At 37.8% G+C, this 17,691-nt stretch carries 17 protein-coding genes; 6 read left to right on the top strand and 11 right to left on the bottom strand.

The window, feature by feature from the left end; translation table 11 throughout:
* Nucleotides 1–11: 11 nt before the first annotated feature.
* Complete coding sequence (locus VXS03_RS13360) at nt 12–476, bottom strand: hypothetical protein (protein ID WP_327764259.1); 465 nt, start codon at nt 474–476, stop codon at nt 12–14.
* A gap of 693 nt (nt 477–1,169) precedes the next feature.
* On the opposite strand from VXS03_RS13360, the gene VXS03_RS13355 reads away from it, so the two are divergent.
* A complete protein-coding gene (locus tag VXS03_RS13355) occupies nt 1,170–1,736 on the top strand; it encodes an inovirus Gp2 family protein (protein ID WP_327764258.1) in 567 nt (188 codons plus the stop codon).
* Between the two features lie 416 nt (nt 1,737–2,152).
* On the opposite strand, the gene VXS03_RS13350 is transcribed toward VXS03_RS13355, so the two are convergent.
* From VXS03_RS13350 to VXS03_RS13320, 7 genes are all read right to left on the bottom strand, one after another.
* Nucleotides 2,153–2,581 carry a hypothetical protein gene (locus VXS03_RS13350; RefSeq protein WP_107188208.1) on the bottom strand — a complete coding sequence of 143 codons (429 nt, stop codon included), beginning with the start codon at nt 2,579–2,581 and terminating at the stop codon, nt 2,153–2,155.
* 164 nt (nt 2,582–2,745) lie between these two features.
* Nucleotides 2,746–3,624: an L-ribulose-5-phosphate 3-epimerase gene (locus VXS03_RS13345; RefSeq protein ID WP_327764257.1), complete on the bottom strand. Its 879-nt coding sequence runs from the start codon at nt 3,622–3,624 to the stop codon at nt 2,746–2,748.
* Between the two features lie 8 nt (nt 3,625–3,632).
* Nucleotides 3,633–4,280, bottom strand: coding sequence for a 3-keto-L-gulonate-6-phosphate decarboxylase UlaD (locus VXS03_RS13340; protein ID WP_327764256.1), 648 nt, complete (start codon nt 4,278–4,280; stop codon nt 3,633–3,635).
* Nucleotides 4,281–4,284: 4 nt separating this feature from the next.
* Nucleotides 4,285–5,106, bottom strand: coding sequence for a Cof-type HAD-IIB family hydrolase (locus tag VXS03_RS13335; protein WP_327764255.1), 822 nt, complete (start codon nt 5,104–5,106; stop codon nt 4,285–4,287).
* Nucleotides 5,107–5,111: 5 nt separating this feature from the next.
* Nucleotides 5,112–5,804: an L-ribulose-5-phosphate 4-epimerase gene (locus tag VXS03_RS13330; protein ID WP_065194142.1), complete on the bottom strand. Its 693-nt coding sequence runs from the start codon at nt 5,802–5,804 to the stop codon at nt 5,112–5,114.
* 10 nt (nt 5,805–5,814) lie between these two features.
* Nucleotides 5,815–6,294 (bottom strand): PTS sugar transporter subunit IIA, encoded by a 480-nt coding sequence (locus VXS03_RS13325; RefSeq protein ID WP_107198363.1) that lies wholly within the window; start codon nt 6,292–6,294, stop codon nt 5,815–5,817.
* A 66-nt stretch (nt 6,295–6,360) separates the two neighbouring features.
* On the bottom strand, nt 6,361–8,118 hold the full coding sequence (locus VXS03_RS13320) for a PTS ascorbate-specific subunit IIBC (protein ID WP_327764253.1): 1,758 nt from the start codon (nt 8,116–8,118) through the stop codon (nt 6,361–6,363).
* 362 nt (nt 8,119–8,480) lie between these two features.
* On the opposite strand from VXS03_RS13320, the gene ulaR reads away from it, so the two are divergent.
* Nucleotides 8,481–9,236 (top strand): HTH-type transcriptional regulator UlaR, encoded by a 756-nt coding sequence (gene ulaR / locus VXS03_RS13315; RefSeq protein WP_107188207.1) that lies wholly within the window; start codon nt 8,481–8,483, stop codon nt 9,234–9,236.
* 99 nt (nt 9,237–9,335) lie between these two features.
* Nucleotides 9,336–10,403, top strand: coding sequence for an L-ascorbate 6-phosphate lactonase (gene ulaG / locus VXS03_RS13310; RefSeq protein ID WP_065194139.1), 1,068 nt, complete (start codon nt 9,336–9,338; stop codon nt 10,401–10,403).
* 319 nt (nt 10,404–10,722) lie between these two features.
* Here ulaG and uxuA read toward each other — a convergent pair whose 3' ends face one another.
* The 3 genes from uxuA to VXS03_RS13295 form a co-directional block, all read right to left on the bottom strand.
* Nucleotides 10,723–11,907, bottom strand: a complete 1,185-nt coding sequence (gene uxuA, locus VXS03_RS13305; RefSeq protein ID WP_327764250.1) for a mannonate dehydratase — start codon at nt 11,905–11,907, stop codon at nt 10,723–10,725.
* A gap of 151 nt (nt 11,908–12,058) precedes the next feature.
* On the bottom strand, nt 12,059–12,847 hold the full coding sequence (locus tag VXS03_RS13300; RefSeq protein WP_065194137.1) for an FCD domain-containing protein: 789 nt from the start codon (nt 12,845–12,847) through the stop codon (nt 12,059–12,061).
* Between the two features lie 95 nt (nt 12,848–12,942).
* Nucleotides 12,943–13,926: a TRAP transporter substrate-binding protein gene (locus VXS03_RS13295; protein WP_327764248.1), complete on the bottom strand. Its 984-nt coding sequence runs from the start codon at nt 13,924–13,926 to the stop codon at nt 12,943–12,945.
* Between the two features lie 313 nt (nt 13,927–14,239).
* On the opposite strand from VXS03_RS13295, the gene VXS03_RS13290 reads away from it, so the two are divergent.
* The 3 genes from VXS03_RS13290 (at nt 14,240) to VXS03_RS13280 (ending at nt 17,643) form a co-directional block, all read left to right on the top strand.
* Entirely contained in the window at nt 14,240–14,752 is a 513-nt protein-coding gene (locus VXS03_RS13290; protein ID WP_327764247.1) for a TRAP transporter small permease, read from the top strand.
* A 20-nt stretch (nt 14,753–14,772) separates the two neighbouring features.
* Nucleotides 14,773–16,074 carry a TRAP transporter large permease gene (locus VXS03_RS13285; protein ID WP_327764246.1) on the top strand — a complete coding sequence of 434 codons (1,302 nt, stop codon included), beginning with the start codon at nt 14,773–14,775 and terminating at the stop codon, nt 16,072–16,074.
* A 105-nt stretch (nt 16,075–16,179) separates the two neighbouring features.
* Nucleotides 16,180–17,643 (top strand): fructuronate reductase, encoded by a 1,464-nt coding sequence (locus VXS03_RS13280; protein WP_327764245.1) that lies wholly within the window; start codon nt 16,180–16,182, stop codon nt 17,641–17,643.
* Nucleotides 17,644–17,691 lie beyond the last annotated feature (48 nt).

Below are 17,691 nucleotides of genomic sequence, written 5' to 3'. Positions count from 1 at the left end.
TTATTTTTATTTCAATAATCAATAATATAATCAATGCACCATTTATTTTGTTGTTCATTGTCTTGAGTTAGCCATGAGAAACTATCATTACTGGATATTATATTCCATTGATGTCTTATTGCAGTTATCAAATTAATCTTATCTTCTTTTTTAGCTAAAGCGAGATCAAAGTATTTAATGATAATTTCATGTTTCTCTTTATTTGAATATGGATTTTGGTTGAAATTAAAAGTAAAAAATAAATCAATGTAAGGTAAAGTTTTTGGTATTGGTGGTGGAGTGAGAACAGGAATATGGTAAATGTAAGGCGTATATTGATTGTAGTCACATTGATTATTTGAAGGTAGATTATCAGGTTCGTAAGATATGTAGTTAATATTAAAAAAGGTGAATAAATTATTAATGCTTTTACTTGATAATATAAGAGACCACAGCCAATTTATTTGTCTTTCATCTTTTCTATTTAACCAAATCATTTCTGTTTCAGATAATAAACAATTATCACAATCTTTTTTTTATCTTAATTAATACCTGGTCTTCAATTACCTTATTATTAAAGTGCTGTGATAAATAAGCTTTCATTAAACAGATGTTTATTTGGTTTACATCAGCTCTTGGATATGGGGGTATTGTTTTATTTGTCGTTGAGTAAATATAACTCCAATAAAAACTAAACTCTCTCTTATTCTTTATTTTTAATTCCATGTTCTTAAATCCCATAATCTACCATGTAGTATTTATAGTGATTTTACAGTGTATTTAAAGATGGTTTTGTGATGGTTTTAGCATAAATTTACTTGCGATTTATAGTAATCATATGCGACTGGTTCTTTGTGGGTGCTGGGGTTGTGATAGATGTAAGGTAGAGATATCTCCAGAGTAGCACAGCTACGGAGTTACCGTCACTAAGGTAGACATTGTTCTCGGTAGTTTCGATGCATTTAATAAGCTTATTTGTCTGTATGTTAATACTAGTATATTTAATAGTAAGGAATATATAAGTGAACTAATAACACTAATACTTAAAGTACTATCAATAACTAGAATTATATTTATTGAGATATGAATGGAACGGTTACTAATACCTGTAATGTAAGGGGTAGTGATATTGGTTAAATAATAAATTACGCATGTTGTCTCTCTTATGTAATTACTAACGGAGATAAAACATGAATAACCATTTACAACAATTAAACCAAAATACAAACCCTACATATATGGGACTTGCTATCATTCCTGGTTATACGATGATAGATGATTACTTAGCTAAAATTAAAGTAGTATTAGATAAAGCTATTACAGAACACCCTAGAACTTTTGTAGTTCGATTTGATTTACATTTACCAATACAACCTAATTGTATTGATATGCCAAATGTATATGACTCTACCGTTATATCGAGATTTATTGATTCATTTAAAGCTCATGTTAAATACGATCTTCTTGCTAAGAAAAGAGAAGGCAAAAGAGTACATGACTGTACAATCAGATATATATGGTCGAAAGAAAAAAATGAATCACAGCAAGCACATTATCATGTGGCACTATTATTAAACCATGATACCTATTTTACATTGGGTAATTATGATGGTAGTGGTAATAACCTAGCATCTAAGGTTTATTCAGCCTGGGCGAGTGCACTTGCTATCGAATATTTTTCAATTAGTCGTTATGTTCATTTTCCGCAAGATACACCTACCTATTGTGTGAACATTACTAGTGTAGTGGTACATTAAATTTGGTCACCTACTCAGAGGTGATATCATCACCTCATAACATGGATAGGTGACATAATGAAAAGGATCGTTCAAGCCCAATATGAAGATCAACAATCCAGATCACACTTCTCGTCTGTAGAGTGGTTATATTACTAATGCTAAGCCTATTCATATTTGAATTATTAGGAAGATTGGTAAATAAATATGATGATATTCATTCTACGCTTGAAATGTTGTGTTCAAGAATTTTGGCTTAGGATAAACAATATTTACACAAATTTATTTTATCGTAATGATTTATATGGTTTTTATATGATGTTGTTATGTGGTTTCTACTTGGTGGTATATAAATAATAGTATATTTAGCTGTTACATTGTAGTAGTAAATAATATTACCGAGTTCTAAGTGAGATGCTTTATAGATAGGTCATATGCTAATTGTTTTTTATTTGAATGAATTTACTATAGCTACTCAAAATACCATTAATGTATTCAAAACCAGAATGAATGTTATTAAGGTTACTACCGATGATTTGATATTCTACTATCACCTCGCCACTGATGATTTTTATAAAAAGAAAGCCATCACTGACATGCCATAGCCCTTTGACTGATTGCTCTGTAAAGAGATCTTTTTCAATTAATTTGCCGTTAGGCTGTAATTCTAATTGTGATGAAAAACCATCGAGAGTTACCTTTACCCACGATTGAGAATGAACTTCAAAGTTAAGAATTTTTCTTTTTGTTTTATACCATTGCTGACATTCTATTGTTTGATTTGTTGTCAGATGTGGTAAATCCTCTAATTCAAGCAACGTCTGAGTTGTTTCATAAAAAAATAGTTGTAGATGTATGCGTTTCATTATTTAACTTAATTTAATATTTTATGCTGAAAGTATACTGAAACCAAGGGAAGATAACGATATTATTAGAGCTTTATTATCTGAATTTGAGATAGATAGCAAAGAAAGCAGCACCCAAAAAGAGGTGCTGTTAATAATTTAATTACTATCTAATGTAATAACGTTTAACTAAAAAGTAATGGCATTTTAGCGTTAAAGCAGGCTTTATTTATACGTTGCTGTGCTTGAATAATATTTTTACGCCAGTTATCGTCTTGCGCCCACATTTCAATAACTAATGGCACTACACAGTTTATTTGTTTAAGTGTTTTAAAAATAAGATCAAAGTCGACATCTCCTTCGCCGATGACCAAATCTCTAAACTGGCCTTGATAGTCACCATTAACATTATACGTGTCTTTTAAATGGATCTGAGTGATATGTGATGAACTTAATATTAATTCGGTACAGACGTCATAATTCCAGCCCGAAATATTCCCTATATCTGGATAGGCACAAAAGTAAGGAGAATTAATTTCACGACGTAATATCTCAAATTTACTTAATGAGTTTAAGTATTGAGTATCCATAATTTCAACTGCCAACATAACACTAGCGCGTTCGGCTTGTTTTGCTGCCCATTGCATACCTTCGATAAAACGCTGATGAGTATCAGTATTTGCTTTTTCATAATAGACATCGTAACCCGCTAATTGAATAGTACGAATGCCCAATTTATAAGCCAACGTAATTGCTTTATTCATATGAATTTTAGCTTGTTCCCGAGTGGCAGCATTAGCTGATCCAAAAGGAAATTTACGGTGTGCACTTAGGCACATTGAATGTAAAGGCAACTGATATTGCTCTGATAATCGTTTGATGTGATAGATGGTATCATCGTTCCAGTCTAAACGACTACGTCGCTCATCTGATTCATCAATTGATATTTCAAAAAAATCAAAACCAAGCTCTTTAGCGGCAATGAATTTCTTTTCCCAGTCCATATTATTAGGCAACGCTTTTTCATATATACCAACACGAGAGCGAGTAAGTACTTGATACATATCTACTCCTAAGCCCAGTAGCGATTGATTTGGTTACGTAATTCTGTGGCTGTTTGTTGACCATTATTACCAGCTAAAGCTCTGCCTGCGATGAATGTTTTTGCTTTGATACCTTCAAATAAGTGCAGTTCTTCAGGCACGATGCCACCAGTGATAGAAAGTTCAAGCCCTAATGCTGACAATTGGTGCATTTTATCAATATCAGCTTGTGTCCAACCAATTCCGGCTAATTCAGCATCACGTGAACGGTGGTAAATAGCTTGAGTAATACCTAAGTCTACCCAATGTTGAGCATCCTCCATCGTCCAATTACCATAAATTTCAATTTGGATTTCTCCATTAAATTTATCAGCAACCTTTTTGCATGCCTCGATAGTAGCAATATGCGCAGCTGCTGATACGGTGATCCAGTTGGCTCCTGCTTCAAAAGCCATTGTTGCTAATATAGCGCCACCATCTGTTGTTTTCATATCACAAACTAAAATATGATCTGGATATTGTTTACGTAAAGTTTGAACGGCACTCATTCCTTCAGCAAACGCAAGAATAGTTCCTACTTCAATTACATCAACGTAGCTGTGTACCTTTGCAGCTACAGCCATAGCATCAATAAGATTTGTTTGATCTAGCGCAATTTGAATCATTGGTTTTGTCATGAGATTATCCTTTAAATTGTTCACGAAAAAATGTGGCAAGGCCATTATTATTGTTATCAGTACTACATATATGTTGTGCGAAGGCTTTTACTGTAGCATCAGCATTTAGCATAGCTACGCCTAAGCCTGCATATTTCAGCATTGAGATATCGTTGTGATTATCACCGACAGCTATTACATGGTGGGGGTGATATCCTAATTGATTTACATAGTTAGCTAATAAAGTTCCTTTGTTATTATTTTTAGCCGCAAAATCAATTCGGTTTGACCATGATCGCTCGCTATTAAAATTAGCTTGCACCCAAGGGTGGGCAGTTAAACCTTCAATAGAGCTAGGCAGTCCTTCAACGACAAACTTCCAGATATGATCTTCTGTTACAGCTAAAGCTTCAAAGTCATCAATTTGACGAATTTGGGGACGTTGATATTCAGGGTATTGCTGAGACCATTTCTCAAGCGCGTGCATATAGGCAATTGGAGTAGAACGTGAATACACCATGGCATTAGTTACATACATTACTACTTTCATTTGGAATTCTTTTGCAAGAGCAAGAAATGTTAATGCTTGCTCTTTTTTTATGGCGTTATGCTCTAATACTGTTTCCGTTTGGAAATCATAAAGATAAGTACCATTACAACAAATAATAGGTGTTGTGAGTCCTAATTCTAGATAATAAGGCCTTGCTGCTGTGTGATGACGTCCGGTGACTATCACTACGTGGTAGCTTCGGCTTATATCCTGAATTGCACTTTTGACTTCTGGGTGGATAGTGTGAGTATCTGTTAATACTGTGCCATCAAGATCTAATGCTAATATTTTATACATGATGATCACCGTTGGCCGTAATAAGCATGCTCACCGTGTTTACGTAAGTAATGCTTATCTGAGAGTTCTGGCTGAATTTTAATACCACTATTTAGGCTGCGTGTTGCAAGAGCCATTGCAGAAATTTCTTCAAGGACAACAGCATTGTGTACTGCATCTACAGCATTTTTACCCCATGAGAATGGTGCATGCCCAGCGACAATTACACTTGGTATCGCTTGAGGATCTACCTTACGCTGATGAAACTCTTCAATAATGACTAAACCTGTATTTCGTTCATATTCACCGCTAATTTCTTGGTGAGTTAATTTTCGAGTACAAGGAATATCACCGTAAAAGTAATCAGCATGAGTGGTACCGAGTGCTGGAATATCAATTCCAGCTTGTGCCCAGATTGTTGCACTGCGAGAGTGGGTGTGTACAATTCCACCTATATTAGGAAAGGCTTTATATAATTCTAAATGTGTTGCTGTATCACTAGATGGATTTAGGTATCCTTCTATAGTTTCGCCTTGTAAATTAACTATAACGATGTCATCAATCTGCATATTTTCATATTCAACTCCTGATGGTTTTATAGCTATAACGCCACGATCTCGATCAATTTCAGAAACATTACCCCATGTAAATGTGACTAATTTATACTTAGGTAACATTAAGTTCGCTTGTAAAACTCGTTGTTTAAGTTCTTGATACATGATGATTTCCTTATGCTATTTCAACGTTAAGAGCGTCATCAATCACCATGTAAATTTCTTCTACTGTGCGACAATTACGTAATTTATCGAGATCTACACCAGTTTCACTATCTTCATCATCAAGAATTTGAGTGACTTCTAGTAAGCCATCCATATGTTCATCTGATGACGATCCTGCGAGTGTAATTAGTACATCCACAGGTTCATCTTCACCTTCAAAAAAAACAGGTTTTTGCAATGTGACTAATGCAAAAGCAGTTCTATTAACTCCATTTTCGGGACGAGCATGAGGCATTGCTAATTGTGGAGCAATAACAATATAAGGACCCAGTTGTTTAATACTGCTGATAATAGCATCGTGATAACTTGGATTAATTGCTCCAGATGTAATTAACATATCTGTGCCGATCTTAATTGCTTGCTCCCATGAATTTGCTGATGCTTGTAGTTTAATAGAATTATTTTCAATAAGAGATTGTTTAAAAGCCATGATAAAGTCTCCGAATAGGCATTGATAAAATTTACAATGCCTATGTTGGTTATATAAAAAATAGGATTATTGGATTGAAAGACGTTTATTGATAAGAGATATTAATTCATCACCAAAGGTATTAGGATTCAGCATATTTTGTACACCAAGTACAAATTTTCCTTCGCCTGCATCCATTTCTGCGGATAGATGTTTGGATGAAACGATAATATCTGTGACAGCTAATTTTGATTTGTAGTCAGATACGGCACAAGAATCCATTACGTGAGGAATACCTTTCTTTTCAAGGTATTTCCCGATTTTCATTTTCATCATCATTGAAGAGCCTTGACCATTTCCACAAACAGCAAGGATACTTATTGGACGGGCGCCATCATATTGTTTAATGGCATCCTCTACTGCTTTTAATACTTCTGGTTCGTCAGATACTTGAATATCACCGATGGCATCTTCTTCAGCGCGTAATTTTTTTGATGCAAAGAACATATACACGCCAGCAAATGCAATGATGACAAAGAAGAACATTTTAGAGGCAGATAATCCTTGCATAATAGGAGGGAAGACAATAGCCCAGTCTGCCATACCCATCCAACCGTTAAATGTTGTTCCTTGTGCGCTGATTAAATGAATAGCCCAAGCAGAGCCTAATACTTCAATAATACCCATCACAAAACAGATTTTCATTACTGCACGCCAGCCTCCAAAGTGGTTTGCAAATACTCCAATTGTGGCGTTGGAGAAAAACATAGGGACAAAGCCTGGAATAATCATGATTGGTGCATTAAGCGCAAGCATAGCGAGAACGGCGGTGAATTGACCAAGCGCCCCCCACATAAAACCAAATACCATAGCATTGGGTGAGAAAGCATAAATAGCAGCACAGTCGATAGCTAAAACAGCGTTAGGAATGACACGCTCAGAGATCCCTTTAAATGCCTCTGATAGTTCAGCAACGAACATACGGACACCTGCAACAATGACCTGAATTGCAACGGCAAATTTTAGACCTGTTTCTAAAATATAAATTGACCAATGAGTTGAACCAGCCATTTGTTGAAGGTTATGTAGCCCGAATGAGAGTAAAATGATGCCAAAAAAGATGGTCATGACAATCACGGTAGCAGCAATGCTATCGTGAAAAATGTGGAGCCATTTGGGAAGATTTAGGTTGTCGACAGTATCATTTTTATCACCTAATTTTGGTGCTATTTTTACTGCAATCCATGAGGCAACTTGTTGTTGATGGCCAATAGAGAAGCCTGCACCGCCAGTGACTTCTTCTGTTGGTTTAAACATAATATTGGATGAGATACTCCAATATAGCGCCATGATAATTGAAGAATAGATAATGGTTTCCCACATATTGCCACCAAGGACAAAATAGAAAACTGCTATTAAGCCTGCTTGTTGGAACATAATGTGTCCCGTTAGCATGATGGTGCGGATACCTGTGTAACGGCGGAAGAGGACAAGCACAATATTAATAGCCAGTGCTAAGAGTACGGTATAACCAACCCAGGAATAGTTATCCCCCATGGTTTCCATCGTTGCCATCATTGAGGTGTAAGGGTCAATGACTGAGCCTGTCAGGCCATGATATTCTGATAATTTAGTGATGACTGGTTTAAAACCAGCCACTAAAACATTCGCCCCAACTTGTACCATCATAAAACCAACAATGGTTTTTATGGTTCCTTTTAAAATAGTTGTCATATCTCTTCTTAGTAACCAGTAACCAATAAAGGTCACTAGTCCAAGTAATAAAGGTGCTTTCGTCATTACTTGGCTGTAAAAAATATAGAAGGCGCTGTATACCATTTCCATATATTTACCTCTTCTTTAGTTTTTATATTATTTTGTAGGATAGAGCAGGTAAGTATTTTTTATGCTTACTTAACTCTGTATTTGCTCACCACTAGACAATATGTAATCACAAATAATCATTCAATGACCACTTATGACTATATTGATGCAGATCAATTTTTAAGTCGTAGATGATTTGTTTTTGATACACTCGTCACATCAAAAATAAAAATATCTTATTTTACAGTTAGTTATGTATTTTTTGGTTTGTTGTTAAAAAAAAACGATGAAATATTTGACAGAAATTAAAACGACAAATAGAATCAAATTAAATCAAAAGTAATCACAAAGTAATCACACTTAAATGTGAAGGTGATAATAAAATGAATGAATCGCAACGACATCATGAGATATTGTCTTTGTTAGAACAGCAGCAAATGATCACAGTAGCTAATATTACTCATCAGTTTGACGTTTCTCCGGCAACGGCAAGACGAGATATTTCAAAATTAGATGAGCAAGGTAAATTAAAAAAAATTCGTAATGGCGCAGAGCGGTTAATTACAACCAAAGAAATGTGGTCACCATTAAATATTAATAGTGCGACTAATTATAAAGAAAAAGCAAAGATCGCAATTAAAGCTGCTGAATTGTGTAATTCTGGTGATAGTGTCGTTATTAACTGTGGTTCAACAGCATTTTTATTAGGACGTGAATTAGCAGGTCAAGATATTCAAGTAATTACTAATTATTTTCCGTTAGCGAATTATTTAATTAATGAAGATCATGATGATGTAATCATTATCGGTGGCCAATATAATAAAGCTCAAAATATTTTTTTAAACCCTACACCTAATGCATTAGAAGGTTATGCAGGAAACTGGATGTTTACTAGTGGTAAGGGATTGACAGAACAGGGTTTATTTAAAACAAACATGTTAACAGCTGTTGCTGAGCAACAAATGATAGAACAAATAGATAAGTTAGTTGTTGTCGTTGATAGTTCTAAAATTGGCGTAAGAACTGGCATGCTTTTCTGTCAATCAGAGCAAATCGATATATTAATAACAGGTAAAGATGCTAATCCTAATGTTATTAAAGCAATAGAGAATAAAGGCACTAAAGTTTATTTAGTGTAAATATAAAAGTACTAATTAAACATCCTCGCACCTTAGATAAATAAGGTGCTGAGTCCCTACATCTATATAAATATAAAATTAAAACAGAAGGTATTAATAATGGCAAATGTAAATGAAATTACTCGTGAATCTTGGATTTTAAATACATTCCCTGAATGGGGTACATGGCTAAATGAAGAAATAGCTAAAACAGAAGTAGCATCTAATACTTTCTCTATGTGGTGGTTAGGCTGTACAGGTATTTGGCTAAAAACAGAGGGTAATACTAATCTTTCTATCGATTTTTGGTGTGGTACTGGTAAAAAAACACAAAAAAATCAATTTATGAATAATCAACATCAGATGATGCGAATGGGAGGTGTACGAGAATTGCAGCCTAACTTACGTACCTCACCATTCGTAATGGATCCTTTTGGAATAACAGAAATCGATGCAGTATTAGCGAGTCATGATCACGCCGATCATATTGATATCAATGTTGCTGCTGCTGTATTACAAAATTGCGGTAAACACGTAAAATTTATCGGTCCACAAGCATGTGTGAATTTATGGATGAAGTGGGGAGTGCCTGCTGAGCGTTGTATTGTTGCTCGTGTCGGTGATTGTATTGAAGTTGGTGATGTTAAAATTAAAGTTCTTGATTCTTTTGATCGTACAGCACTAGTAACACTACCAGAAGGTACTTCATCAACAGATAAAGGTATTCTTGATGGTATGGATGAACGTGCAGTTAATTATTTAATTGAAACTACCGGTGGTTCTGTTTATCACTCAGGAGATTCTCATTATTCAAACTATTATGCTAAGCATGGCAATGAATATCAAATTGATGTTGCTTTACTTTCATATGGTGAAAACCCACGTGGTGTGACTGATAAAATGACTGCATCTGATATCTTACGTGCTGGCGAGGCATTAGATTGCGATATTGTAATTCCATTCCATCATGACATTTGGGCTAACTTCCAAAATGATCCTCGTGAAATTGAAGTATTATGGGAAATGAAAAAAGAACGTTTACAATATCAATTTGCACCTTTTTTCTGGCAAGTTGGTGGTAAATATACGTTCCCAACAGATAAAGGACGTATGCATTACCAACATTTCCGCGGCTTTAAAGATATTTTTATTGATGAGCCTGAATTGCCATATAAAGCATTTTTATAAGATCTAATAATTTGAAATGAGAAACTAAAGAAGGGAAATTAGGATAATCTAATTTCCCTTTTTGTTATCTTTAATAAATTACTCGTTGAATCTAAAACAATTTAATCGTCGATTGGTTATTTCTCGTTGAGAACTTCATTCTACAAGCTAAATATGAAAATGATTATTATCGAGAATCTTTTATTAATGTGGCTTTAAATATGTAGATAGGTAAATATATTTTACAAAGGAAATTAGATGAGATAAAAATGCCCCCAATAATTGGGGGCGTTTTTAATTTAATGAATTACTTGATGGAGAATAAAATACTCAATACGTTTTATTTCGAGAAGAATGCGCGCTTGAGGCCAATCTCTAAACCTCGAACTTCAGCAAGGCCTTTCAAACGACCGATCGCTGAGTAACCTGGGTTAGTTTTCTTCTTTAGATCGTCCAGCATTTGATGACCGTGATCAGGACGCATTGGGATCTTACGCAGATCGCCAGCTTCTTCTCGGCGCTGTTCTTCTTCAAGAATCGCCATCACCACGCTGTACATGTCCACGTCACCTTCTAGGTGCGCCGCTTCATGGAAGCTTAGTTGATTCTCTTCACGTTGTGTTGAACGCAGGTGAGTGAAGTAGACGCGATCGCCGTGCTTTTTGATCATATTCACTAGGTCGTTGTCACCACGAACGCCATAAGAACCAGTACACATTGTGATACCGTTGTTCGAGCTTGGCACTTTTTGGGTTAACCAGTCGATATCTTCGATAGTTGAAACAATACGAGGAAGGCCTAGGATAGGGCGCGGTGGATCGTCTGGGTGAACAGCCATCTTAATATTTTCTTCGTCACATACTGTCATTATTTCCTTTAGGAAGTACGCCATATGTTCACGAAGTTTGTCTTTAGTAATCCCCGCGTAGCGATCAAGCTGAGCTTGGAATGCTTCTAGTGTGTAGCCTTCTTCAGCTCCAGGAAGACCTGCGATGATATTAGCAGTCAACTGCTTGATTTGTGTTTCAGACATGTTGTTGAAGTATTCAAGAGCTTGTACTTGTTCTGCTTCAGTGTAGTCTATACTTGCATCTGGGCGTTTCAGAATATGTAATTCAAATGCTGCGAATGCAATTTGATCAAAGCGTAATGCTTTAGAACCATCAGCCATTTCATACTCAAGGTCAGTACGTGTCCAGTCAAGCACTGGCATGAAGTTATAACAAACGGTGTCGATTCCACATTGCGCAAGGTTGCGTAATGTTTGTTTGTAGTTGTCGATCCAAAGTTGGAAATCACCAGTCTGAGTTTTGATTTCTTCATGTACTGGCACACTTTCAACAACCGACCAAGTTAGGCCTTTTGCTTCAATAATTGCTTTACGTGCAAGGATTTCTTCTTTTGACCACACTTCACCATTTTTAATATGATGTAGAGCATTTACGATTCCTGTTGCGCCTGCTTGACGAATATCATTGAGAGATACGAGGTCGTTCGGGCCATACCAACGCCATGTTTGTTCCATTACTAATCACCTTTAAATAGGCAGACTTAACCGGCTCAAAAAATTGAACCCATTAAGTTGCGAATAACAAATATAAATAACGACTTTATTGGCTATTATGTAGCTATTTCTTGCAGCGAATGCCGCTATTACATAACTGGCGAACTATTAACTATTGTTCGCCACCGAATAAGACAACCGGGTTAGAGTTAAAGAGGTAACCATCAAAATTCGGATCGTCAATATCTGACAGTTCGAGAAGCCGTTGTTTCACATTTTCAAGGTGTTGCCACATTGCGCTTTTTGCCATGACCGGATCTTTACGCTGCATTGCTGCTAAAATTCGCGTATGATCTTCCATCCATTCTTGGCGGTAATCATGGCCAATAATACGTGAGTGAAGCTTTTGCCACATTGGACTTTGTTCGCGACGTTCCCAAGAATTTTTCAGCATATCAACTAATACAGAGTTATGGGTTGCTTCTGCAATACTTATGTGGAACTGCTCGTCACCAATGCAATATTCACTTTGCGCCGCCAGCTCTTGTCGCTCTAGTTTGAGCGCTGCACGCATTTGGGCAATATCTCCCGGTGTTACTTGTAATGCTGCAAATTCTGCAATATTACTTTCAAGTAACTGACGCGCTTGTAACATTTCAAAAGGTCCAGCATCATCTGTAATGATACGTTCATGGTGGGGTGATTGGTTTGGAATATTAATCACATATACCCCAGAGCCTTTTTTTACTTCAACAAGATTTTCCAGCTCAAGCATAATAATTGCTTCACGCACGACAGTGCGACTGACGTCTAAACGCTCAGCGATATCACGCTCAGGTGGTAGACGATCACCAACGTTGTAGTGGCCGTCAGTCAATTCTTGTCGTAAAACCAAGCCTAATTCTTGATATGGGCGTTTGGGTTCAAAAGGCATCATGATGATATTGTCACTTATTTCCATTGCTATTCACTCCATCATAACTAACCAAAATAATTGGTCAACCTATCTTAATAGTTATGTGGTAATACCTTAACTTCTCGAATTGATAGACTAATTTACTTTACAGCTTGAATACGTTCGATCAGTGTCGCCAATTTAGCGTTGTTCTTTTTCACATCGTCGTACATTGGTTGAACTGCTGTTACGAACGATGCCTTGTCGACTTCAACAAACTTCACGCCAATTTTTTCTGCTTTAGCTCGTTCTTCTTTTTCAGATTCAGCCCAAAGTGTTTTCATTAACTGCATTGAATTTAATGCTGCTGTCTTAACCGCTTTTTGGTGATCTTCAGATAAACCATCAAAAGCGTTGGTTGAGATCACCAATACATCTGGAACCATAGTGTGTTCATCAAGTGTAAAGTATTTAGATACTTCGCTGTGACGGCTCATGCCGTATGACGGAATGTTGTTTTCTGCTGCATCAACAACGCCTTGTTGTAGGGCTGTATATAGTTCACCGTACGCAAGAGGTGTTGGACTGCCACCAAGTGCCTTAACCATTGCTATGGCAGATGGACTTGGCTGTACACGTACTTTCATACCTTTAAGATCAGCAGGAGTGTTGATTGGCTTAGTCGTGTAGAAACTACGTGCACCTGCATCGTAGTAAGTCAGACCGATAAAGCCGCTTTTACGTGAAGATTCAAGGATATCTTCACCAATTTCACCTTCTTGTGTTGCGTAAAAATGCGCTTGGTCGCGGAAAAGGTAAGGCATGTTAAAGGCAGAATAAGCGGGTGCGAATGCTTCAAGTTCAGCTGCGTTGGTTTTAACCATTTGAAGTGCACCATTTTGTAATAATTCCATTGACTCTCGTTGAGAACCAAGCTGTGCATCTGGGTAGATACGAATGCGTACTTCGCCATCGGTGGTTTTACGGACTTCTTTCGCCATTGCGTCCATTGCTTTGTGTACTGCGTGGTCACGAGTGTGGTTGTGGCTTAGTTTCAAAGTTGTCGCCGCATATGAAGATGCATTGATACCAAACGTTAATGCTGTGCCGATCACTGCTGTTAGTAGACTTTTACGCATTTTCATTATTATTTCTCCGTGGAATGGGAATCATTAATTTGTAGGTGGAGGCGAATTTCTGCGTTCATCTTGCGACCAATTCACCTCACAGTCAAAGCAAAAAACGCAATTGGTTGAGCAAAATCACAGTTACAATCAAAAGATTGGTCAACCAATATTGGTGTGAAGTAAGTCACGGACCAGTTTAGAGTTGTGAATATAATGCCCGTGGGAAAAGGAATGTTATTGATTGAATGAGATGAGCGTAAGTTCATATCGATTGCTCAGTAGCGATAATTTGCTCGTTATATGAAATAACAGCGATGTTAAGGAAACAATAATGAAAAAGTTGGTCAAATACATCAATAAAGGCTTGGCGGCGTTCACTGTCTCGCTTTCTACTTTCCTCGTTCTGTGTGTTGTTTGGCAAGTATTGTCACGCTACATCATTGGTCGACCAAGTACTGTTACTGATGAGCTAGCACGCTACTTATTTATGTGGGTTGCTCTTGTTGGTGCTGCATATACTACTGGGCAAAAACGTCATCTCGCAATTGACCTGTTAACTATGAAGCTAAAAGGTAAGTACAAAGTAATTAATGAGCTGATTATTCAAATGGCTATAGCCGTTTTTGCTTTTGTTGTACTTGTGTATGGCGGTTCTAACTTGGCAATCAAAACGCTTGCAACAGGTCAGTTAACTCCAGCTTTAGGTTGGGAAATGGGATATATCTATTTTTGCCTTCCAATCAGTGGTGCGTTGATGATTTTTTACTCTGTGGTTTATTCCATTGAAAAAATTCAGCAGCTTTTTTCTAATCATGTCGCTCTAAGCAACGTACAACAAAATTAATATCGAAAAGGAATTCGACAATGGAATGGCAACTAATTCTTACGCTATTTGGCTCTTTTGGTATTCTGCTTGCTCTTGGCATACCAGTATCTTTTTCGATTGGTCTTTCTTCACTAGCAACTATTATGATGAGTTTGCCACTTGAACCTGCTATTGCAGTAGTGGCGCAGCGTATGGCAGCTGGTTTGGATAACTTTGCATTATTGGCAATCCCTTTCTTTATCCTTGCTGGCAATATCATGAACCAAGGTGGTATTGCAATCCGTCTTATTAACTTCGCAAAAGTATTGGGTGGGCAGCTACCAGGTTCACTAGCACACGTTAACGTTCTTGCTAATATGATGTTTGGTTCAATCTCTGGTTCTGCGGTTGCATCTGCAGCAGCAGTGGGTGGCACTATGGCACCACTACAGAAGAAAGATGGTTACGATGAAGCATTCAGTGCAGCAGTAAACATTACTTCTTGTCCTACCGGTCTGTTGATCCCGCCAAGTAATACGCTAATCGTATTCTCACTGGTTTCTGGTGGTACATCGATTGCGGCACTTTTCCTTGCAGGTTACCTACCTGGTATCTTGATGGGTCTAAGCTTGATGATTGTTGCAGGTATTATCGCGAAACGCCGTGGCTACCCAGTGGCTGCGCGTCCAACACTAGCCGCGGTTTGGGATACTTTTATTAAAGCAGCACCGTCACTTCTTCTTATTGTTGTGATTATGGGCGGTATCATCGGGGGTATCTTTACTGCAACAGAAGCGTCGGCAATTGCCGTAGTTTACACGCTTATTCTTGCGGTGGGTGTTTACCGTGAAGTAACTGTCCGTGATTTACCAAAAATCGTGCTTGAATCTGCGGTAACTACTTCAATTGTTTTACTCTTAGTTGGCGCTTCAATGGGTATGTCTTGGGCAATGGCAAATGCAGATATCCCTTACATGATTGCCGATGCTTTATTAGCTGTTTCTGATAACCCACTAGTCATCCTATTGATTATCAACATAATATTATTGATTGTTGGTATATTTATGGACATGACACCTGCAGTTTTAATCTTTACGCCAATATTCCTACCAATCGTGTTGGATATGGGAGTAGATCCTGTGCACTTCGGTATCATGATGACATTCAACCTTGCTATTGGCCTATGTACACCACCAGTAGGTAGTGCACTGTTTGTCGGTTGTTCGGTTGCAAACATATCTATCGATAAAGTAATCAAGCCACTACTACCGTTTTACGCGGCGCTATTCCTAGCACTATTGGCAATTACGTTTATCCCACAAATCAGTCTATTACTTCCACAGTTAATTTTAGGTTACTAATTTAGCGCTACACATTTCGATTTTAAATACGATTTGATTATCAGATTTGCCTCCATCTATTCACCTCGCAGTGCTCTATTTGCTGCGAGGTCAAGGAAAAAAACAATGAAAACAATCGCAAATACCAACTTGAATGAACAAGTAATTCGTCCAACTTTTGCTCGCTCAAACCTTAAGACTCGTATCGTTCACTTAGGTTTTGGTGCTTTCCACCGCGCACACCAAGCGCTATTTACTAATGAAATGCTAGAGAAGACCAACAGTGATTGGGGCATTTGTGAAGTGAACTTATTTGGTGGCGAAGATCTAATTGAGCAGCTGCGCGCGCAAGACCACCTGTACACAGTAGCAGAGAAGGGCGCTGAAGCGACCGACGTAAAACTGATTGCATCAGTAACCGAATCACTACACCCAACATTAGATGGCAAAGAGGCTGTTCTGGCGAAAATGATAGAAGAGCAAGTGGCTATCGTATCGATGACTATTACCGAAAAAGGTTACTGCGCAGATCCAGCTACAGGTCGCCTCGATAAGAACAACGGTCTAATCATTGCTGATTTGACTAATCCACAAGACCCAAGTTCAGCGATCGGTTACATCGTTGAAGCATTGCGTCAGCGGCGTGAAAAAGGCATCCAACCATTTACTGTGATGTCTTGCGATAACGTACAAGAGAATGGCCACGTAGCACGCGCGGCAGTTCTAGATTTCGCTAACTTGGTTGATATTGAATTAGCATCATGGATTGAAGCGAATGTAACGTTCCCATGCACCATGGTTGACCGTATTGTACCTGCTGCAACAGAAGAGACCTTGACTGAAATTGGTGAATTAGTGGGCGTTCAAGACCTATGTGGTATCGCATGTGAACCATTCCGCCAATGGGTTATCGAGGATAATTTCGTTGCTGGTCGTCCAGATTGGAACGTAGCAGGCGCAGAATTTGTAAGCGACGTAGTACCGTTTGAAGAAATGAAACTGCGCATGCTAAATGGCAGTCACTCATTCTTAGCTTACCTCGGTTATTTAGGTGGTTACGCGCACATATCTGACACCATGACCAACGATGATTACCGCAAAGCTGCGTTCGACATGATGATGAAAGCGCAAGCGCCAACACTGAATATGCCAGAAGGAGCTGATTTAAAGGCATACGCTACGCTGCTGATTGAGCGTTTTACCAACCCAAGTTTAAAACACCAAACGTGGCAAATCGCGATGGATGGCAGCCAGAAGATCCCACAACGTATGGGCGGTTCTCTACGTCATCATCTAGCGCAAGGTACGGATTTCAAATGGTTGGCGATGGGCATTGCTGGTTGGATGCGTTACGTAGGTGCCGTGAATGAACACGGTGAAGCAATTGACGTACGTGACCCAATGGTTGAGCAATTCCAAGTAATTTATGCAGAACATGGTTTGAATGCTTCTGCGGTTAAAGCGTTACTTTCAATCGAAGCAATTTTTGGCACAGACCTTATCGAAAATGAAACCTTCGTGAGCACAGTGACTGACGCTTACCAATTGATCCTAGATAAAGGTGCGCGTGAAGCCGTAGCTTCTCTTTAATCTATGAAATGATGCCTTCTTTATATAAAGGCATCTTTTTACATATTG

The organism is Photobacterium sp. S4TG1 (assembly GCF_036040035.1).
Taxonomy (GTDB): Bacteria; Pseudomonadota; Gammaproteobacteria; order Enterobacterales; family Vibrionaceae; genus Photobacterium.
The sequence above is the reverse complement of the archived record's forward strand: the minus strand, read 5'-3'. Positions and strand labels throughout refer to the sequence as shown.